We start from the raw sequence: 21,752 nt of genomic DNA on the forward strand, positions 1-21,752 counted from the left end.
AGTATTATTATCTTTGTTACAAACCCATTCCATTTGAAACTAAGAATCAACAAAAGAAAACTTTTAAGGCGTATTGTAATAACCTTTATTTCAATATTGGTTCTTCTTACCCTGTTGATACTGAGCTTAAGACTTCCTGTGGTTCAGAACTTCATCAAAGACCGTCTCATTGTTTACCTTGAAAAAAAGATAAAAACTCCGGTAAGCCTTGAAAAGGTTTACATCGGATTTCCCAACAGTCTTGTAATGGAAAACCTGTATCTCAAAGGTCAGGATGTAGATACTCTTTTAGCGGTCAAAAAGCTGGACGTAGGCTTACATATGCTGAAGCTTATCAACTCTACAGCAGATATTACCTCCGTCAATATGGAGGGTGCCAGGGCCAACGTGGTAAGGAAGCCGGATGGTAAATTCAATTTTGATTATATCATCGATGCCTTTGCTACCAGTGATAAAGAGGAAAGTCCTTCCAAGCCTTTTATTATTTCTCTTGATAAAATTAATTTAAAAGATATCGGAGTTACTTTCAACGACCAGCAATCGCGGAATGATATTAAACTCTATTTTAAGTCTTTTGATACCAGGGTCAAAAAATTTGATCTCAATAAAAATACGTACGCTGTTAATGATATTAACCTGGACGGGTTAAAGTTAAAACTGAAGCAGGATATTGTAGAAGAAGTTTCCAAAAAAGTTGAAAAGAAAGTCGATTCTCTCAACCAAAAAAAAACCTATGAGTATTGGACTGAGAGGAATCAAATTAACCAATTTCAACATTGACTATGGTGATGAAAATACCAAAACATTTGCCAAGGTTTTATTCAAAGAATTAAGCACCAGGGTTAACAAGCTGGACCTTGAAAACAACGCTTACAATGTAGATAACCTATTTCTTTCCGGAGCTGATATCAATGCCAATCTTTATCTTCCTGCCCGGAATGCCAATCCTGCCAAAGAACCTGAAGTTTCAAAAGCCTCAGAACAGGACAAGGCTATGAAGCTGCTTTTAGGTAAGCTGGTTCTTAATGATGTACAAGCCACTTATAACAATACTGCGATTGCTCCCACCAGACAGGGGATAGACTTCAACCACCTGAATTTTTCAAAAATGAATGTGGAAGTAAGAAGTTTCAAAATGGAAAACAACACTTTTGCAGGCACGGTTAATTCTGCAGAAATACAAGAAGGAAGAGGACTGGATATCCAAAAGTTCAATACAGATTTTGTATATGCAGAAAAGGAGGCTTACCTCAAAGATCTTTATCTTCAGACACCGAAAACTTTACTGCGTAATGAAGTTATTTTAAATTACAACTCCATAGATCAGCTGAGCTCCAATCCCGGAGCGGTAAATATTTCAGCCAATATTAAAGATTCCAAAATCAGTTTTTCTGATATTCTCAATCTGGTACCTACTTTAAGGAATACGGTTCCGTTCAACAAATATCCGAATGCAATTCTTAATGTCAACGCCAATGTAAAAGGCAGTGTGAATGATCTGCTCATTCAGGATCTTAAAGTATCAGGTCTGGATCAGCTCAGAGTGCTCGCTTCAGGGAAGGTTAAAAATGCCATGAATCCTGATCAGCTGTACTATGATTTGCGAATCGGGGAGTTTTCTTCTGAGGCTAAGACCATTTTTAACCTTGTTCCTAAAAATACAATTCCTTCCAATATCTCTCTGCCAACCCATTTCAGCATTAAAGGAAATGCAAAAGGAACTACTAAGGTTATCAACACTGATCTTAACCTCTATTCTACTTTGGGCAATGCAGCCGTGATAGCCAAAGTAGATATGCGCAGAAAAAAATCATGAGTTGTATGATGTAAAAGCTAATCTTCAGGGTGTCCAGGTAGGAAAGATTATTCAGAATAAGGACATCGGCCCGGTTACAGCACAGATTGCTGCAAAAGGGGAGAGTTTTGATTTTAAAAATGCCCATGCAGATCTGAAAGGACATGTAGCTTCCGCCGTATACAAAGGTTACCGGTATCAGAATATGAATCTGACCGGTACTATAAAAAAAGGAGCTTATCATGTTATATTGGATTCAAAAGATCCTAATGCCAGTTTACAGCTCACGGCTTCGGGGGTGTATAATGAAAAGAACCCTACTGTAAAAATAAATGGAGAGGTCATTAAACTGGATGTCAACAAACTTGGTTTCTATGAAAAGCCGATGATCATTGCCGGCAAGATTGACGGTGATTTTACGAGTCTTGATCCGAATAACTTAAACGGATATTTAAATCTGAAGAATTTTGCATTTTCTGATACCAAAGAGGTTTATCCGGTACAGGAAGTTAACCTTAAAGCTTTATCCACCACAGATTCTACACAGATTATTTTGAATTCTCAGGTCGCTGATCTGGAATTGAAAGGAAAATATAAACTTACCCAGATTTTTGGAGCTTTGACACAGACGGTCAACCAGTATTACCAGTTCCAGAAGCCGAGTAAAAGCCAGAAAATTGATCCGGGACAGCATTTTGCCTTTACCGCAAAAATCAAGAATGATGATATCATCAGAAAATTTGTTCCTGACCTGAAAAGCTTTGAAACCATTAATTTAACCGGAAATTATGACGCCGATTCCCAGAAAATTGAAATTGACGGACAGATTCCACAATTATTGTATGGTGAAAATACCATAGAAACGGGAGTATTAAAAGTAACCAATGAAAATCAGGCACTACAATACAATCTGAATGTAGCTGCTTTAAAAAGCTCAAGCTTTTCCTTAAATAAAATCAGTATCGATGGAGATGTTGCCGACAACACGATTAATTACAACATCACCACGAAAGATGAAAAGAATACAACCCGGTTCCTTGTTGCCGGAAAAGCAAAATCATTGAATGACATTACGGAGGTATCCCTGAATCCTAATGGATTAAAGCTGAACTACACCGATTGGAATGTTGCTGAAAACAATAAAATCCAGATCAGCAGTAAAGGAATTCTCGCGGATAACTTCATCCTGACCAACGGAGGCAGTGAGATTTCTCTCCAGTCGGAAACCAACAGTCCTAATAGCCCTTTAAATGTTTCGTTGAAAGATTTCAAAATTGAAACCATTACTGAACTCATTAAGAAAGATACGGTGCTTGCAAGAGGAACTATCAATGGGACAGCACAGCTGCGGAATATGATGAAGGATATGACCTTCACTTCTGACCTGAATATTTCAGATCTGATTGTCTATGGCAGTCCTGTTGGAAATCTTGCTGTAAAAGTGAATAATTCATCACCTAAAATTTTAAATGCAGATATTGCCCTTTCCGGAAATAATAATGATGTAAAAATCCTTGGGGATTACAATACTTCTTCCGGTACATTCGATCTGAATATGGCAATTAACCAGCTTCAGATGAAAAGTATACAAGGGTTTTCAATGAATGCCATCACCAATACCGAAGGTTATCTCTCCGGAAACTTAAAAATTACAGGAAGTACTGAAAAACCTAATATTCTGGGCAACATTAAATTCAATGATGCCGGGCTGGAAATTGCGAAAACAGGAAGTGATTTCAGAAAGCTGAATGACGGGATTGATTTCACAAGCCGCGGCATTGAATTCAATAAGTTTAAGATTAACGATAAAGACGGAAATGCTCTTGTTGTAGACGGACAGGTCCTTACTCAAACCTATCGTGACTTTGCATTTAATCTGAATGTCAATGCGAAGGATTTCAAGGTGGTGAATTCCGAAAAATCAAATGATGCTATGATGTATGGTATTCTTGCTATTGATGCAGGACTTCGTGTCCGGGGTAATCTGGATTTGCCAAAGGTAGACGGAAGGCTGAGTGTTGCTGATAATACGGATTTCACTTTTGTTCTTCCTCAGTCTACTCCTTCGTTACAGGAAAGAGACGGCATTGTAGAGTTTATCGATCAGGACCAGGTTGTTTTAAACAAAACCATCAAAACGGATTCCCTTAATACACAGAGCCGCATCAAGGGCATGGATGTAAATGTGAATATTGAGGTAAGTAAAGAAGCTAAGCTTTCCCTGATCATAGATAAAGCAAATGGAGATTTTGTGCAACTGCAGGGGGAGGCAGAGCTTACGGGAGGAATTGATCCCTCCGGAAAGACCACTTTAGTAGGCGTGTATGAAGTTGATAAAGGAAGCTATGACCTTACGGTAAGCTTTCTGAAACGGAAATTTGATATCCAGAAAGGAAGCACGATTACCTGGACAGGGGAACCTACCATGGCAATGATGGATATCACCGCCGTGTACAAAACCGAAGCACCTCCTATTGATCTTGTGGAACAGCAGATCAGTGGACAAAGCGCCTCAGAAATGAATCAGTACAAACAGAGAATACCTTTCAATACTTTATTAAAAATGAAAGGTGAGCTGTTAAAACCTCAGCTTAGTTTTGACATTACCACAGAAGAGAAGAACAATTCGATATCAACCAATGTAAAGGATGTGATCGATCAGAAGCTTGCCCAGCTCAGAACCCAGGAGTCTGAAATGAATAAGCAGGTATTTGCTTTGTTGCTCCTGAATCGTTTCATCGGGGAAAATCCATTTGAAAGTGGCGCAGGGATGTCTGCAGAAACCATGGCCAGACAGAGTGTAAGTAAGATATTATCTCAACAGCTGAATAATCTTGCTGCAGGACTGATCAAAGGAGTAGATCTTAATTTTGGACTTGATTCTTCAGAGGACTATTCTACCGGACAGAGAAATACAAGAACCGACCTGAATGTAGATATCAGCAAAAAATTACTGAATGACCGGCTGAAAGTAACTGTAGGGAGTAATTTCGGACTGGAAGGACAAGCCCGTCAGAATGAAAACATGACGAATATCGCAGGAAATGTTTCTGTAGATTACAGTCTTTCTAAAGATGGAAGATATATGCTGCGAGCTTACCGTAAAGATGAATACCAGGTAGCTTTGCAGGGACAGATTATAGAAACCGGCCTTGGATTTATCATTACCCTGGATTACGACAAATTCCGGGAGATTTTCCAAAAAACAAGAGAGAAGAAACCTAAAAAGAATCCAAACAATCAAGTGGTAGAATTTAAATAATGAGTAAAAAATTCCATACATATTGTAAATATCTGTTGGCTTCCGGATTGGTATCAGCAGTAATCTCCTGTAGCAATACAAGATTTTTGAAAGAAGGTCAAATGCTTTATACCGGAGCCGAGGTAAAGATTGAAAATGACACGATTTCGAAAAACGAGAAGAAAGAGCTTCAGTCTGCATTGGAAGCCAATCTCACTCCAAAACCTAATTCTACATTTTTGGGATTGCGTCCAAAGCTGTATTTCTACAATATAGCCAAAGAACCCAAAAAAGATAAAGGTTTTAATTACTGGCTTAAATACAAAATCGGGGAAAAGCCTGTTTTATTAGGGGACGTAGACCGGGAATTCAATAAAGATATCATTGTGAATTATTCTGAAAACAAGGGATATTTCAATGCAAAGGCAACCTATGACACGGTTTCAAAAAATAAAAAAGCTCAGGTCATTTATACGGTAAGGCCAGGCGCCAGATATCTTATCGACGGAGTAAAATTCCAGAAGGATTCTACTCTTGTGAATCAGGAAATTCAGAGCTTAGCCCATAAAACACTTCTTAAAAACGGAAAACCATTTGACCTGGACGTGATCAAAGCAGAAAGGGAAAGAATTGATAACGGCCTAAAGGAAAGAGGTTTTTATTATTTCCATCCGGATAATATCATTGTGCAGGCAGACAGTACTGTAAGCAAAAATCATAAGGTAGAGCTTAATGTAAAGCTTAAAGATAACACTCCTGATCTGGCAACCCAGCAATTTAGTATTGACAAAGTTGTTGTATTTCCCAATTATAATATTCAGGATGTAAAGGACGGGAAATACAGTATCCCGATGGATAAGGATTCGCTTTCAAAATATGCTTTTGATGATATTTATGTCATAGATCCACAACATAAATTTAAACCGAAAATCTTTGACAGAGCATTGTATTTTAAAAAAGGAGATCTTTATAACCGCTCCAATCATAATCTTACCTTAAACCGATTAATCAGCCTTGGCGTTTTCAAGTTTGTAAAAAATGAATTTATCACATCAGATTCTTTAAACCACAAATTTGATGCTTATTATTTACTGACTCCAAGACAAATTCAGTCATTACGGCTTGAAGCTTTGGGGAGAACAAACTCTGCCAATTATGGTGGGGGTGAGCTCAATCTGAACTGGACTCATAGAAACTTCTTCAGGGGAGCAGAGCAATTCAAGGCCGCAATTTACGGAGCTTTTGATTTCCAGATGGGCGGGCCCAAGGATGCTAATAATATTTTCCGTGCCGGTGCCAATGTACAGCTTTCTATTCCCAGAATTGTGGCTCCATTCCGCTTTAACTCCTCCAGTGCCTTTGTTCCGAGGACGAATATTACATTAGGATATGAATTCCAGAACCGTACTCAATATTACACACTCAACAACTTTACAGGTTCATTTGGCTATGTCTGGAAAGAGAATATAAGAAAAGAGCATGAGCTGAAGGTAATTGATATTACGTTAGTTTCTCCCGCTAATGTTACTGACACCTATAAAGAATTATATAAAAATAATGATGCTATGAGAAGGGTCGTTACCGAACAGCTTATTTTCGGGCCTACTTATTCTTATACTTACACCAATACCATGCTGCCGAGAAAGAATACCTTTTACTACAAAGGGACTCTGGATCTGGCTGGAAATATTACGGGGCTTGTTACGGGAGCCAATGCAAAAAAAGGGAAAGAAAAAGAAATCTTCGGGATTCCTTTCAGCCAATATGCGAAGATTGAAAAACGACCTCAGGTTCTACCACAAGTTTACAGAGAAAACATCTTTTGCTACAAGACTGATTGCCGGCATTGCTTATCCCTATGGAAATTCAGAGTATGTCCCTTTCTCAAAACAGTTTTTTTCCGGAGGTAGCAACAGTATCAGAGCTTTTCGTGCAAGGACATTAGGCCCTGGAAGTTTTGATCCCAGAACTTTACCGGAAGGAGGTTTTTTTGATCAATCCGGGGATATCAAGCTGGAGTTAAATGCTGAGTATAGGGCCAACCTGTATAAATTTTTAAACGTTGCCGCCTTTGTTGATGCCGGAAATATATGGCTCATTAATAAAGATAAAGAAAGGCCGGGAGCTCAATTTTCAAAAGATTTTTTAAGCGAAGTTGCCGTAGGGGCCGGAGTTGGTCTGAGACTTGATTTTTCTATCCTGATTTTGAGGTTAGACTTGGCCATGCCATTGAGGGTTCCTTATTATGAAAAAGGAGACCGGTGGACCTTTGATAAGATTAATTTCGGGGATCCAGGCTGGCGAAAAGACAACCTCATTCTTAATATTGCTATCGGATATCCGTTTTAATATGATTTGATATGATAAATAATGCTAAATTTTTCTGGGAAGTTCTGAAAGATACATTTACGGAATGGAATAATTCTTCTGCATCAAAAGATTCGGCAAGTTTAGCATATTATGCCATTTTTTCAATCCCCGGATTATTGATTATCATTATCTGGGTACTGGGAAATTTTTTCGGAGAGGAAGCCATCCGCGGGCAGATCAGTACACAGATCAGCGGTATCATGGGGCCTGATGTGGCAAAAAGTATTGAAGGTATGCTTGCCGGAGCACTCATTGACAAAAAAAATATCTTTATGAAAGCTGTAGGTGTGGGCGCATTGGTCTTCGGTTCCACTACCCTTTTCTTTCAGCTTCAGCATTCGTTGAATGCACTATGGGATGTAGAAGCTGCTCCCAAAAAAGCTTTTGTCAAATTTTTATTAGACAGAGCCAATTCCCTTGGAATGATCCTGATTCTTGGATTCCTGCTGATGATTACCATGATCTTATCTTCATTAATCAGTCTTTTTAATACAATCATCACCCAGTATTTTGGATTTGAAACCTATATGCTTGTTGAGGTCGTCAATTTCTCAATCGGATTCGGGCTTGTCATGCTCTTATTTGCCCTGATGTTTAAAGTACTTCCTGATATACAGATTACCTGGAAGTCCGTTTGGCGGGGTGCTTTTTTAACTACAGTGTTATTTACATTGGGAAAATTTTTATTAAGTCTTTATTTCAACCAGGTAAAACCTACTTCAGCGTTCGGGGCTGCCGGAACGGTGATTCTGATTATGATGTGGATTAATTATTCCTGTATGTTGATCTTTTTCGGAGCCAAGTTTACCAAAGTCTATACCTACAAGAAAGGTTACCCGGTTATTCTTTCCAAGCATGCAAGATGGAGTGCTTCCAAGCTGTATGCCGACAGCCTGAAACAGATGCATGGAGATCAGAACGATGATGATTCAAATAAGTGATCAATACTTACGGCAGTTCCGAAGTATTAAATCCTTACATTTGCATAATACAAAAGCGCCCCCTGAGGTTCAGGAGGCGCTTTTTTTTTACATTCTGTTTACAGTTCCGATTCCCAGTAATTCCAACGATTTTTTAATGGTTTTCCCTGTGAGATCTGATATATTCAGCCGGAATTGTTTTATATTTTCATCATCCTGATTAAGAATTGGATTATTCTGGTAGAAAGAATTGTACGCTTTTACAAGATCATATACATAATTCGCTACTAAAGCGGGGCTTAATGTTTCCGCTGACCTGGCTACTACCGTTTTGAAGTTGGCCAGCTGCATGATCAGTTCTTTTTCAGACTGATTTAAAATTATTGAAGCAGTTTCCTGTTCCTTATATCCTGCTTTAGATAGCAAAGACTGAATACGCGCATATGTATATTGGATGAAAGGTCCTGTATTTCCATTAAAGTCAATACTCTCAGCCGGGTTGAAAAGCATTTTTTTCTTAGGATCTACTTTCAGCATGAAATATTTCAACGCTCCCAATCCTACAGTTTCATAAGATGCTTCTTTATCTTCTTCTGAAAGGCTTTCCAGTTTTCCAAGTTCCTGTGCTTTAGATTTTGCCGTTTCATACATTTCCTGCATCAGGTCATCCGCATCCACTACAGTTCCTTCACGGGATTTCATTTTACCTTCAGGAAGCTCTACCATTCCGTAAGAAAGGTGATACAATTGATCTGCCCACTCATACCCTAGTTTCTTTAAAATTTTAAATAAAACCTGGAAGTGATAATCCTGCTCGTTTCCTACAGTATAAATCAGCTTCTGAATATTATTTTGTTTAAAACGTTCTACAGCTGTTCCCAGGTCCTGAGTCATGTAAACTGAAGTACCGTCTGAACGTAATAATAATTTCTGATCCAGCCCTTCATCAGTCAGATCGCACCAAACAGAACCATCTTCTTTCTGGTACAAAACACCTTTATTCAATCCTTCCTGAATAAGATCTTTTCCTAACAAGTATGTATTACTTTCGTATTGAACCTGGTCAAACTCTACTCCTAATCTTTTATACGTTTCATTAAATCCTTTATAAACCCAGGAATTCATTTCTGACCAAAGATTTCTTACCGTTTCATCTCCGTTTTCCCAGTCTAGAAGCATTTTTTGAGCTTCCTTCATCACCGGGGCTTCTTTTTTTGCCTGCTCTTCTTCCACTCCTTGCTCTACAAGAGCTGCAATTTCTTTTTTGTAGTTTTTATCAAATTCCACATAGTAATTTCCTACAAATTTATCTCCTTTTATATTCGTTGTTTCGGGAGTTGCTCCGTTTCCGAATTTCTCCCACGCCAACATAGATTTACAGATATGGATTCCCCTGTCGTTGATAATCTGCGTTCTGATTACATCATATCCGGCCTCTTTTAAAATCTGAGCTACAGAAAATCCTAATAAATTATTTCTGATATGTCCTAAGTGTAGAGGTTTATTGGTATTCGGTGAAGAGTACTCTACCATTACCGTAGCATTTTTTCTTTTCTATGATTGAAAAATCCTTGCTTACAGATCTGAAATTATCTACAAACAACTGATTTTTAACTTTAACATTAAGAAATCCTTTCACTACATTGAAACTTTCGAACAAATCAGTCTGCTCTGTTAAAGCTTCCCCCAGTTCAACGCCAATGCTTTCAGGATTTTTCTTTAATTGCTTTACCAGTGGGAAAGTTACAATCGTAAAATCCCCTTCAAACTCCGTTTTATTTTCCTGAACCTCCAGTGTAATGCCTTTTAACTGATATACATTTAAAATGATTTCTGAAAGTTTTTCTTCAATAATATATTTAATATTCATGTTCTTATAATCAATTTTAATGGTCAGAAATACAATATTTTTCAATACTTTATTCCATAATTTTGAAGTACAAATATACGGAAATAAAAAAACCGCCCGAAGGCGGCCTTTATGAATGTTATTAAAATATGGTCTATTGATCCCACCAAACTTTTGAAGTATTTTTATCCTCAGCCGGCATCAGGCCTTGTACTCCTTTCAGGTAATTGGAATTATTAAAATTAACCTCCTCTATCGGATATCTCAGTCTTCTTGGAATTACTCCTCCATTCACAGCACTTGGTGCGGGTAATAAGGCAGGGTAGCCTGTTCTTCTAAATTCAGCCCATGCATCAAACCCGTTCATAAACAAGGCAATCCATTTTTCTTCACCTATTACTCTTTCTGCACCGAATGTTGCTATATCAGCAGCTCTGGCGCTTGCATATGCTGCGGCATTGGGAGTAATTTTAGTTCCCCCAAAAGGATTGGTGGAACTGTAGGCATCAGTATTTAAAACATAATGGGTATCCAGAGTATTATAATTCAGTATAATTCCTTGTGTCAGCATATTTGTGACTGCTTCACCGGTCCAGCCTTTTGCTGCAGCTTCAGCTCTGTTTAAGTAGGTATATCCTGCTGTCATTAGGTTAATAGCTGAGCTATTACTTCTGAACTTCACGCTAATCGTTGTTACCCCCGCTGTTGAATATCCTGCGGCAGCCAAATCATTAGAATTATAACCATATGGCAATCCAACAGCAGACATGGTCCCGGAATTTGCATATAATGTTAAGCGTGTATCAGGAGTATGATTTGATGTTCTGTTAAAAGCATTACCAGATCCTTTCATAGATTCCACCAATTCTCTGGATATCCGATAATCAGCCGGTCTAAAGTCAGATAAAGGGTTCGGGTATGAGTTTCCGGGAGAAATTGTGAACCATGCTTCATCCGATACTTTCTCTATAACCCCTGCTGAATTGGATAAGGCAGAATTAAATTCAGTAGCAGCATAGCCCGTTGCTGATGGATATTTTTTAGACAATTGCAATGTGGCCTGAAGCAGCACTGAATTCGCCAGTTTTTTCCATTTATTTAAGTCTCCATAGTATAGGATATCACCCTCAGGACGTGTTGATGTAGTATTTAACATATCTCTTCCACTTTTCAAATCTGAAATAATACCTTCATATATCGTTTTTTGTGTATCATATTTTGGGAGAAATATATCGGATGTTGCTTTTGTTGCTTCCGAAAAAGGGGCATCTCCATAGGTATCGGTAAGCCTTTTCATGATGATTGCTCTGAAAATTTTAGATACTCCAATCATATTTTCTGCACTTCCCTGAAGCAATATTTCCGGGGAAGGATTATTGGAATATGCAGAAATAATTTCATTCAAATTAATAATTTGATTAGCATAGAATCTTCCCCACGCTCCCGGAGTATCACCATAAGTCTGTTCTGTGGTATAAACAACCTGCGATTGATATTGAGAAAAGAGTATAGGCATCATTTGGTAAGCATTGCTACGATCCCCTCCGTTTTGTCCGAAATTCATAATAGCACCAGCTAGTAAAGATTTATAATTCGCTGAGTATATTCCGTATTGATCTTTATTAAAGTCATCACCGTAATTTTCATTGCTGCAAGAAGCAGTAATACCGATTAATAATGAATATAGGGCTATTTTATTTAGTGTATTTAAAAGTTGTTTTTTCATTTTCCTGTTTTTAAAAATTGATTTTAACATTAACCCCAAAACCTCTGGTTGATGGTAATTGTCCATCTTCTCCAAAATTTTGTGAAAGCTCAGAAGGGTCAAGTCTATGTTTATTATCTTTTGAAACAGAAATCAGCCATGGATTTCTTGCTGTTAATCCAATAGACATATTGGAAATTCCTGTATTGGCAAAAAGTGATCTCGGTAACTGATAATTTACAGCAATTTCTCTGAGTTTAATATAACTGGCATTGTGAATAAATGGCTCAGCAATTCTATTGGCGTGAAATTGTTTAAAATAATCACTGGCTTCTACATACATATCTACTGGCGCTCCTGTATTATCTACGCCCGTTACCCGAACTCCTCCTCCATCAGCTACCGCATCTCTTACATTATGTCCTCTGTCATTCATAGCAGCAGTCTCCTCCAGCAAGCCCCCCGAATTTCCCCATTGTTCTGAAAGTGAGAAGAACTTACCTCCTTTTTGGAAATCAATTGTAAAGCCCAAACTTATTCCTTTATAGCTAAATGTATTATAAAATCCTCCTGTAAATTCCGGTAATATACTTCCAAAAGATTTATTAGGTTCATATTCATAGAGACCTCTGGAATTAATTACGGGATTACCATTTACATCTCTTTTAATTCCCGTTCCATAAAGCTGTCCCCATTCCAATCCTTCTTTCTGAAGTATAGACACGTAATTGAATGCATTGGAATCACCGTACTGGATTGATTCAAGATTTTCATTTACCTTTGAAATTGTTGATTTATTCCTTGCCCAGTTAATTGAGGTTGTCCAGCTAAATCCATTATCACTTCTAAATATGTCCCCTGAGAGGGCTAATTCAATCCCTTTTCTTTTGGCGTTGGCTGAATTTATTAAAACATCCAATTTTCCGCTGGAAGAAGCTAGTGTTACCGGTATAGGCTCATTTTTCCTGGTTTCATCATAGTAGGTGGCTCCAAAAGATAATCTGTTTTTTTAAAAAATTTTAAATCTACTCCTATTTCTTTATTGTCGTTAAGGGCAGGCTTCAATCCTTTACCTATGATCCGGGTAGGAAACCACGCTGTCTGGTACAAATTATTCCCTACAGCTAATGGCTGGTTTCCGTTTCTATACTCAGGATTTGTAAGGGTAGCTGTTAAATCAGCCGGAATTTGAGCAATACCTGCTCTGAGCTTAAAATAGGTTACAATATCATTTTTCGGCAGTAAATTATGCAATAATAAACTGGCTCCCACTGAATAGCTCACAAATGAATTATCACTATTCAAGTATGCGGAATTGATATCATTTCTTACCGATGCCTCTACAAAATAAGTATCTTTAAAACCTACTGAAGCCGATGCATATAAAGATTTGTATTGTTGTTTATAATCATACGGTTTTGCTATAATAGGAATATTGGTATTTTTAAAATTAAAGACGTCCGGGGTTAAAAGCCATTGTGTTGTTCCTGTAACATCCATTACCTGGGAGTTGCCATCCCACCGTCTGTTAGTAATATTAGCACCACCGATAGCTGTAAGATCAATTTCGCCGAATTTCTTCTGATATGTTAAACGCCCTTCATACTGATCCTCAGTATACTGATTTTCTCTTACTCCAAAACCATTAAGTAACGTCAGATATCCTCCAGGCGTTAATGACCCTGTTCCTGATCCATTTTTAGCCAATATATTAGGCATAAAATATCTATTTGTGGACTTGTTCTGAGTTCTTGAAAAAGATACCCTGGCTGTCAGTCCGTCAGCAATCCTGTACGATGGAGCTACGGATAATAATAAAGTATTTCTGTCTGTATAATTTCTGAAATGTTTCATCCAGGTATAAGGGTTAATCCAAAATGCGGGTTTGGCTTTATAACCGGTTGGGGAATAATCATCCGGTCCCCACCAGTTCCAGCTGGCAGAATATCCTTCCGGAGTTTGTAAATTTTGTAATTCTTTCATTTTTTTCATATCCAGATCCCTACCAAACCATTGATTAAAAGAACCTGATGTCTGGTTACTATAGCCATCATTAAAATCCCCTGTCACTCTCCCATCAGAAAAGTTAACAATCGCATCAACAGATAAACGGTCATTAAATTTATAGGTACCATTAAGGTTCAGATAGTTTCTTTTTAACGAAGTATATGGCGTAATACCATTTTGGTTTAAATTAGTAAAAGACAATCTTGCAGTGAAAGAATCACTGCCACCAGAAACAGAGACCGTATTTTTTAAACGTAAGAGCTTTATCATAAAAGTCTTTTACGTTATTAGGCTGTGCTTCATATTTTGCAGTTTTTCCAAAATACGGGCTATCTTTCCACCATGCATACCAGGGAATATAATCCTGTCCATCCATTCTTGGTCCCCAGGATTCATCAGTATAATTATTATCACCGTCCAAATGTCTCTTCCCATTAAATATTTCCCATTCTGCCGGCATTGTTGCAGGATCAAACACAAAGGTTTTAAAAGATGAATTTCCAGCTGCTCCCTGGCCATATAAATTTTGGAATTTCATTGTTCTTGCAACCATATCCACAGTAGTTGTAGAGTTTAATTCTATACTAAGTCTGCTCTTACTTCCTTTTTTTTGTAGTCATAACGATGACTCCGTATTGAGCTCTCACTCCGTATAAAGATGTTGCGTTAGGCCCTTTCAGAACATTTACAGACTCAACAATATCCATATCAATAGTATTGGGATCAACAATCACCCCATCCAATACATAAATAGGGTCTGCGTCATTCAGTAAACTTACTGCGCCTCTTAATCTTAGCTTGCCTGTTTCTCCAAGTTTAGAACCTGCCTGGCCGTTTAGTTGTACACCAGCCACTTTTCCTACAATAGAATTTTTAACATCAACATTTTGTGTTAAGTTTAAATCTTTAGCTTTTACTGTTTGATTAGCGTAGGAAAGAGATTTCTCTTCCCTTTTAATTCCGAGTGCAGTCACTACAACCCCCTCAATTTCTTTTGTTTTCATGGTATCTTTCTTCTGTTGCGCATTTGTGACCGCTATAGAAGAAGTCAACACCAAAACAAGAAGACTTGTTTTTAGTTTTTTCATATCAAAATAATTTTTGTATCCGCACAAATTTGTTAAACTTTCTTAACAAGTCAAAGAGAAAAAAGTAAAAAATTATAAAATACTCAATAAAACAGACAATTGAATAATAAATAATTAAAAAAATATATCGAAAACTAAAATATTATGAAAAAACACAAGTATTTAAAAAATGAAAAACAATAACTATACAGTAACTACTTTATATGAGACTAAAACAGTATATATTGTTTGGGCATAAGAAACAAAAAAATATGAAACTACGGTTGCTGAAATAAAAAAAACCGCCCGAAGGCGGTATACATGAATGTTATTAAAATATGTGTTAAAATTTATCCCAGAAAAGTTTTGTTGTTGCTTTGTCTCCTCCGATTTTAGCAGCTGCTGCTTTCACATTATCTCCATTTAATACATATTCCTGATCAGAATACGGCATTCTGTACGGAACAGAAGATAAATTGGACTTTGGTGGATTTACAAGAATCGGATAATCCAAACGTCTTGTAAAGTTCCAGCTTGCAAATCCTTTGTTAAACATTGCGATCCAAGCTTGTGTACCGATAGATTGTTTCCAGTTGGTTATATTAAGTGGATTAGCAGCTAGATAGGTGGCCGTATTAGCAGGGCTTACTCCATTTTCTCTCATAGATTCTGTTACAGCAGCAATATAAAGATCAGCAGCAGTACCTCCTACTGAATATCCTCTTGCGGCAGCTTCAGCTTTTAAGAATGCAACTTCTGCATAGCTCAATAAATTAGATGCAGTAGTTGGAGATCTAAAATAATCCCCTAAATGCGAAAAATCAGAATAAGGATCATTTAATTCTCCAAAAACTCCGCCTTTGTAAACTCCCTTCACTTTTGTAAACCAAACTTCCATTCTCGGATCTGCAAGTGTACTCATTGTTTTAATCGTTAGCTCACTAGGGATAAAGTCATTTCTGTTGGAAGCCACTAAGTTATCAAATACAGGATTTGAGAATGTATTTCCATCATACTTAAATTTGTAGGCTTCATCATCAGAAGAAATAACTCCTCCTGCAATTGCAGATTCAACCGTAGATTGTGCTAATGCAGGATCAGCATCTGCTAAATTCATTCCTAGTCTTAGTTTAATGGAATTAGCAAATTTTTTCCATTTATTCATATTACCTCCGTACACCAAATCTGCATAGCCGGTAACTGAGGGTTTTATCATTGCAGTAGCTGCATCAATTCTTTTGATCAGATCAAGATAAATAGTTTTAGCATCATCATATTTAGGTGTTAAGTTCTCATCAGGCTTAAATGCCTCAGAATAAGGAACATCACCATAGGTATCCACCAGATTTTCCCAAATAAAAATTTCTTCAATCTCTAAAGTTGCCAATTTATTGGTTCGTACATTTTCATCTGTCTCTACCTCATTCTTCAGATTAGCTTTTGCCTGTTTAATATTATTAATACTGTAAACATACATTCTGTTAAAATGATTACGAGGCTGATTACGGGTTACCAGATTATATTGGGTTTCATCCGGATATTGAGTTTCCGCCCATTGCTGCGTAAAGAACCTGTAGTTATTAAAGTTCACACTAGGATTATCCATATAGTAGGACGACTGATACATAGCCGTGGCTAATAAATTTTCAGACGGAAGAATTGACGGGTGTTTAGGATCATCATTAAGGGAAGTCAAATCACTTTGACATGAAGTTAACCCTAGCCCAACACATGCAGCCATCAAACTTATTTTTATAATATTTTTCATTTTTAAAGTAATTAGAATTTAAATGTTACATTGATCCCAAGATCTCTTGTTGTTGGCATCGCACCAATAGACCATCCATAAGAATTAAGTCCTCCACCTACCATAGCTTCCGGATCAGCATATGGTAAATTTTTATGAATAATCCATAAGTTTCTACCTACAATCGAAATTTTGGCATCATAAATTTTGGTCCCTGCCAATAAAGACTTAGGAAGCGTATATCCAATACTTGCTTCTCTTAACTTAATGAATGAACCATCATAGATAAATGCACTTGAAGGCTGTGTTTTATATCCACTAGAGCTGCTATTATCAAATTGGGATAATGCGATGTTATTTGGAGTTCCATTCGGAAGAACACCAGGCAGAACAACATCTTTATCTCTATAGTCGCCTATAGCTGTTTCTTTATAAAGACCTGTAGATAATCCATAATACATATCTGTTGAGAATACATCCCCTCCTTTACGCATATCGATTAAGAAACTTAAAGAAAAACCTTTATAACTGAAACTGTTCCTGATACCTCCAATCCAATCCGGTGTAGTGTTACCAATTACCTGATTAGGATTTTGCAAATATTTTCCGGTGTTTGGATCAATAACTTTTTGTCCGTTTAAATAAGTATAATCAGAACCAACTAATGTTCCCCAAGCTTCACCTTCTCTAGCATTTAAAGAAACTCCTCCTTGAAAACTATTTACTAAAAGATTGGTAATACCCGGATACAGATTTACTACCTGGTTTTTATTTTTAGACCAGTTGACATCGATATTCCATGTAAAATCTTTTGACTTTATCGGCACCAAACCTAATTGCACTTCAACTCCGCTATTATCAATTCTACCTGCATTGAACACTTTACCTGTATAGCCTATAGCTGCTGATGTAGGAAGTGGCGAAAGAATCTGATTAATAGTTTTTGTTTTGTAATAAGCAAAGTCAAGTGTTATTCTATCTCTCAAGAAATGAACTTCAGTACCTATTTCAAATTCTTTTGCTCTTTGAGGTTTTAGATTAAGAAAAGGTTCCGTTAAAATTGAATTATAGATTCCCACTCCATTTAAAATCCCTGCTGCTCTATAGTTATTCACCAACTGATAAGGATCAGCCGTTCCCCCAACTTCTGCGTAGTTCGCTCTTAGTTTCCAGAAATTCATCCAACTTTTAGTATTCAGAATTTCAGACATAATTAATGCTCCTGTTACAGATGGGTAATTATACACATTGTTACCCGCAAATAACGTTGAACTTTGATCTACTCTCCATGTTGCATCTAAATAGAATTTTTTTATAGAAATCTAATGAAGCAGTAACATACCCGGAATTGGTTTGTGTTGTATACTCATTTTCATCTGTTGCCAAAGGTGATTTTCTAGAATTTGATAGTGCATAAATACCAGGAACTATTAATCCTCCTTCTGTTGAAGCATACATTGAATTAAAATAATTTCTTCTGATATTTCCTCCTACAACTCCGGAAATATTAATATTATCCGTAATATCGAATTTATAATTCACCATTAAGTCATAGTTCGTCTCCGTTCTTAGTATATCACGTCTTGCATAACCGGAACCAACGGTATTATTTGACTGTCCGAAAGCCTGTGGCAGGGATCCGACAGCCAGTCTGTTCTCAGCCATAAGGTTTGATCTATCATAAGAAACTTTTCCGGTAACTGAGATATTATCTAACAGATCGTAGGTTACCTGAGCATAGGTAAAGTTTCTGAACCTTCTATCTGAAGTATAGTTTTGGTAAGCCTGAAAATATGGGTTGTTCCAATATGCTGCAGCCCCATTGGCAGCAGATTTTCTATTCCATGTAACGTTACCATAATTATTAGCTGCACTGGCAACATTAGGATTAATATTGGCAAGGTATGCCTGCTCAAGATCTTTAAGATCTACATTGGTTTGCCACCATTGTCTGAAACCTGTCATCGGGTTATTGGAATATCCCGTGATGCTTCGGCCTCTTGTGTCCTGCAAAGTCATTGTAGAATAAAAAGTAGAGTGCAACTTAGGGGTCAGATCATAATTAACCTTTAAAGAGAAATTATTTTTATTAAGATGAGAATTAGGGATTAACCCATCAGACATCATATTTTCGTAAGTAAAACTAATATTTTTCCCTTTTTGTCCTTTTTCCAACGTTACACTATTGATATAGCTTGCAGGATTATTGAAAAACTTAATCGGTCCGTTTTTAGCAGCAACCCAAGGAGTTGCTTTTCCATAATTAGGTGAAAAAGGATCAAATGAATCCCATTGATAAACTAATAAATTAGGGTCAAATTTTGGTCCCCAAGATGCATCAGCATTAAAGTTAGCATTGTTTAAACCGTTAGACGCCTGTGTTCCAAATTTTTGAGAATAACCGGCCCCATATCTAGTCTGGTATTCAGGAAAGGTCGATTTATCAATAAATCCTACCTGAATGGCAGACGAGAAGGTCACTCCCCAGGACCCGTCATCCTTTCCTTTTCCATTTTTAGTGGTGATTACAATAACCCCATTTAAACCTCTTTCTCCGTATAAGGCAGATGCTGCAGCTCCTTTCAGTACGTTGATAGATTCAATGTCATCCTGATTGATATCAGAAAGGGCATTACCATAATCTATATTTTTTTCTTGAGTATTGGAATTATTGACAGGTGATCCGTCAATAACGATTAACGGGTTTCCTCCTCCTAACGTTTTCATCCCTCTAATCAACAAATTGGAAGAACCTCCAAAATTATTATTAGTCGTAACATTAAGCCCTGCTACCTTACCTGATAATTGTGCGGCAATATTTCCGGTATTTGTCGTCCCATCTGAAAGCGCACCTCCTTTAATTTCCTGGGAAGCATATCCCAAAGATTTTTTCTCTCTCTTGATTCCAAGCGCAGTTACTACTACCCCTTCGATTTCTTTTGTTTTAAGAGTATCTTTCTTTTCCTGGGCATTCGCCACAGCAAGGGAGGAAGACACTACTAAAACAAGAAGACCTGTTGTTAGTTTCTTCATATCTAATCTAAATTAATTTTGTACCGTACAAATTTGTAAAACTTTATCAACAACACAAAGAAAAATTAAGAAAAAATGAAACATATTCAATAATTATGAAAAAATAATATATAAAAAATAACAAATTAAGTTAAAAAAAATATTTTTTAACAAAAATAAAGCAAATAAATATTATTTTTTTTCAAGAAATAATAACGATTATTAAAATTGATATTGTCTATATTAAAAAAAATAAGTCAACAAAACAATAAACTAATAATCAACACATTGAAATTAAAAAGTATAAAACAGGTTAAAAACAAACTATAAATACAATGCTATACATATTAATTTTTTTAACAACAGAAAATCCAAAAAAAACACCTTATAATAAAAAAACCGCCCGAAGGCGGTATATATGAATGTTATTAAAAATGTGTCTTAGTTTACATCCCAAATTAATTTGGTATTCATCTTATCTCCTCCGATAGCATTTGATGCAGCCTGATAATTAGCTGTATTTAATGTTTGAACACTTGTCGGATAATATAGTCTATTAGGTAAATCAGTTAACCCGGAAATTAATGATGTAAATGTATATGTAGTTTGTCCGCCCGTTGTTGCAACATTCAGATTAGCTGTTTGCCCAGGCTTAAGTAAAGTATTTGGATAACCCGTTCTTCTATATTCCGCCCAGGCCTCATAAGGCTGCATAAACAAAGCAATATATTTTTGCGTAAGAACATTTTCCTTAGAAGCAGCCGGTAAGGCACTAACATATGTATTGATATCCGCGGGAGCTACACCCCATTTTTCCATAGAAGCTTTTACTCCATTTATATAATTTGCTTGCGACCAACCATTTTTTTCACTTAGTAAAAACTCAACTTCGGAATATTCCATTAAGACTTCTGTATATCCTGGTTTTAGGATATTTTTGCTAAAGAAGTTAGCTGTTTCTGTTTGACTCGCTGTTAGTGAGCTAGGAATACCATACGGCATACCATTAAAATCATCAGGGTCTGTAGATTCAACAGATGTTCCGTCTAAAATATCACTTTGAGTGGTTCCCACAGGACTTGCAAATTTAAATAAACGTGGATCCAATGTATAATTTCCTGTCTGCCCTTTTAGAAGCTGTACAAAAGTCTTAGAAATTGCAAAATCAGTTCTAGTACGGAAATTATCAAATAATGGAGATGGATTCACAAGATTGTCTTCATATTTAAGCCCAACATTATCAGCATTAGAAGTCATTACACCAGAATTAATAGCATCAGTTATATGGGCTTCAGCTCCCGGAACTATCCCCTTCACTCTTGTTGCGATTCTCAATCTCAAAGAATTGGCAAATTTCTTAAGCTTAATACCTTTACTTACCCTTACGCCATTTTCTAAATATGAAAATAAATTATCTCCAGAAGTAAATACAGGTGAGTTAACATCTACCATTTCAGATGCTTCTTTTAGCTCTTTTAAAATATCCGCATACACCTTTTGTTGGCTTGCAAATTTTGGCTGTAAAGTTCCATCAATATTCAATGCCTGAAAATCAGCATCTTTATTTCCGTATGAATAATATGGAATATCTCCAAAAGAATCCGCTAGAGTAAGAAATACATATGATAACATGACTCTTGCCGCAGCAATCTGATTATTATTTGGACCAAAGTTAGCCATCTGTACTTTTGTAACAGGATCCGTATTCAAGTCTATAATTTGCTTATAATCCTGAGCCACTCTATAGGAAAAACTCCATAGAGAGACCCCTGTTGATAACCTGTATTGATATCTATCTTCCTCAGTATATCCAGTCTGCGCAGAATACTGCACCCATGGTAATGTTATTCTACCTGATTGCCATTCATCTCGTGTATTATCCATGAGCTCTTTATTAGCACTGTTAAATATTCCATATGTCAGTGGCTTATCTGTCGAGTTTGGATTTATATCAATTTCATCGAATTTATCTGAACAGCTATTTGATACAACAGATATCGTCAGTACAGATAGTATTAAAATTATTTTTTTCATTTCTT

The 21,752-nt window shown here is 36.8% G+C and carries 10 protein-coding genes and 3 pseudogenes; 3 read left to right on the forward strand and 10 right to left on the reverse strand.

The annotated features are described in order from the left end of the window. Window positions 1–33: 33 nt before the first annotated feature. From HX13_RS17805 to HX13_RS17815, 3 genes and pseudogenes are all read left to right on the forward strand, one after another. A pseudogene (locus tag HX13_RS17805) lies at window positions 34–5,057 on the forward strand (translocation/assembly module TamB domain-containing protein). Further along, window positions 5,057–7,385: pseudogene (locus tag HX13_RS17810) on the forward strand (BamA/TamA family outer membrane protein). The pseudogenes HX13_RS17805 and HX13_RS17810 overlap by 1 nt, the downstream one beginning before the upstream one ends. A gap of 11 nt (window positions 7,386–7,396) precedes the next feature. Continuing rightward, window positions 7,397–8,347 (forward strand): YihY/virulence factor BrkB family protein, encoded by a 951-nt coding sequence (locus tag HX13_RS17815; protein ID WP_050022180.1) that lies wholly within the window; start codon window positions 7,397–7,399, stop codon window positions 8,345–8,347. Between the two features lie 87 nt (window positions 8,348–8,434). On the opposite strand, the pseudogene argS reads toward HX13_RS17815, so the two are convergent. From argS to HX13_RS17860, 10 genes and pseudogenes are all read right to left on the reverse strand, one after another. Further along, window positions 8,435–10,196, reverse strand: a pseudogene (gene argS / locus HX13_RS17820) (arginine--tRNA ligase). 133 nt (window positions 10,197–10,329) lie between these two features. Next, entirely contained in the window at window positions 10,330–11,901 is a 1,572-nt protein-coding gene (locus HX13_RS17825) for a SusD/RagB family nutrient-binding outer membrane lipoprotein (protein ID WP_157837466.1), read from the reverse strand. A 10-nt stretch (window positions 11,902–11,911) separates the two neighbouring features. Next, window positions 11,912–12,799, reverse strand: a complete 888-nt coding sequence (locus HX13_RS17830) for a hypothetical protein (protein ID WP_050022182.1) — start codon at window positions 12,797–12,799, stop codon at window positions 11,912–11,914. Window positions 12,800–12,822: 23 nt separating this feature from the next. Next, window positions 12,823–14,157, reverse strand: coding sequence for a hypothetical protein (locus tag HX13_RS17835; RefSeq protein ID WP_128572488.1), 1,335 nt, complete (start codon window positions 14,155–14,157; stop codon window positions 12,823–12,825). After that, window positions 14,105–14,425 (reverse strand): hypothetical protein, encoded by a 321-nt coding sequence (locus tag HX13_RS17840; RefSeq protein WP_128572489.1) that lies wholly within the window; start codon window positions 14,423–14,425, stop codon window positions 14,105–14,107. The genes HX13_RS17835 and HX13_RS17840 overlap by 53 nt, the downstream gene beginning before the upstream one ends. A gap of 58 nt (window positions 14,426–14,483) precedes the next feature. Next, complete coding sequence (locus HX13_RS17845; RefSeq protein ID WP_050022185.1) at window positions 14,484–14,975, reverse strand: TonB-dependent receptor plug domain-containing protein; 492 nt, start codon at window positions 14,973–14,975, stop codon at window positions 14,484–14,486. A gap of 322 nt (window positions 14,976–15,297) precedes the next feature. Beyond that, on the reverse strand, window positions 15,298–16,722 hold the full coding sequence (locus HX13_RS17850; protein WP_050022186.1) for a SusD/RagB family nutrient-binding outer membrane lipoprotein: 1,425 nt from the start codon (window positions 16,720–16,722) through the stop codon (window positions 15,298–15,300). Between the two features lie 11 nt (window positions 16,723–16,733). Further along, a complete protein-coding gene (locus tag HX13_RS24770) occupies window positions 16,734–18,023 on the reverse strand; it encodes a TonB-dependent receptor domain-containing protein (RefSeq protein ID WP_410493159.1) in 1,290 nt (429 codons plus the stop codon). After that, the gene (locus tag HX13_RS24775) at window positions 17,953–19,734 is read right to left on the reverse strand and encodes a TonB-dependent receptor plug domain-containing protein (RefSeq protein ID WP_238555477.1); all 1,782 of its coding nucleotides are present in this window, start codon (window positions 19,732–19,734) and stop codon (window positions 17,953–17,955) included. Before HX13_RS24775 ends, HX13_RS24770 begins: the two co-directional genes overlap by 71 nt. Before the next feature lie 420 nt (window positions 19,735–20,154). Beyond that, entirely contained in the window at window positions 20,155–21,747 is a 1,593-nt protein-coding gene (locus HX13_RS17860) for a SusD/RagB family nutrient-binding outer membrane lipoprotein (RefSeq protein WP_053327243.1), read from the reverse strand. Window positions 21,748–21,752 lie beyond the last annotated feature (5 nt).

Origin of the sequence: Chryseobacterium sp. P1-3, from assembly GCF_000738495.1 — a bacterium.
Taxonomy (GTDB): domain Bacteria; phylum Bacteroidota; class Bacteroidia; order Flavobacteriales; family Weeksellaceae; genus Chryseobacterium; species Chryseobacterium gallinarum.

What these genes read in the sequence shown, in the direction of transcription:
- HX13_RS17860 (WP_053327243.1), bottom strand. Translation starts at nt 21,747, where the DNA reads ATGAAAAAAATAATTTTAATACTATCTGTACTGACGATATCTGTTGTA.
- HX13_RS17825 (WP_157837466.1), bottom strand. Translation starts at nt 11,901, where the DNA reads ATGAAAAAACAACTTTTAAATACACTAAATAAAATAGCCCTATATTCA.
- HX13_RS17850 (WP_050022186.1), bottom strand. Translation starts at nt 16,722, where the DNA reads ATGAAAAATATTATAAAAATAAGTTTGATGGCTGCATGTGTTGGGCTA.
- HX13_RS24775 (WP_238555477.1), bottom strand. Translation starts at nt 19,734, where the DNA reads ATGAAGAAACTAACAACAGGTCTTCTTGTTTTAGTAGTGTCTTCCTCC.
- HX13_RS17835 (WP_128572488.1), bottom strand. Translation starts at nt 14,157, where the DNA reads ATGATAAAGCTCTTACGTTTAAAAAATACGGTCTCTGTTTCTGGTGGC.
- HX13_RS17840 (WP_128572489.1), bottom strand. Translation starts at nt 14,425, where the DNA reads ATGAAATTCCAAAATTTATATGGCCAGGGAGCAGCTGGAAATTCATCT.
- HX13_RS17845 (WP_050022185.1), bottom strand. Translation starts at nt 14,975, where the DNA reads ATGAAAAAACTAAAAACAAGTCTTCTTGTTTTGGTGTTGACTTCTTCT.
- HX13_RS17815 (WP_050022180.1), top strand. Translation starts at nt 7,397, where the DNA reads ATGATAAATAATGCTAAATTTTTCTGGGAAGTTCTGAAAGATACATTT.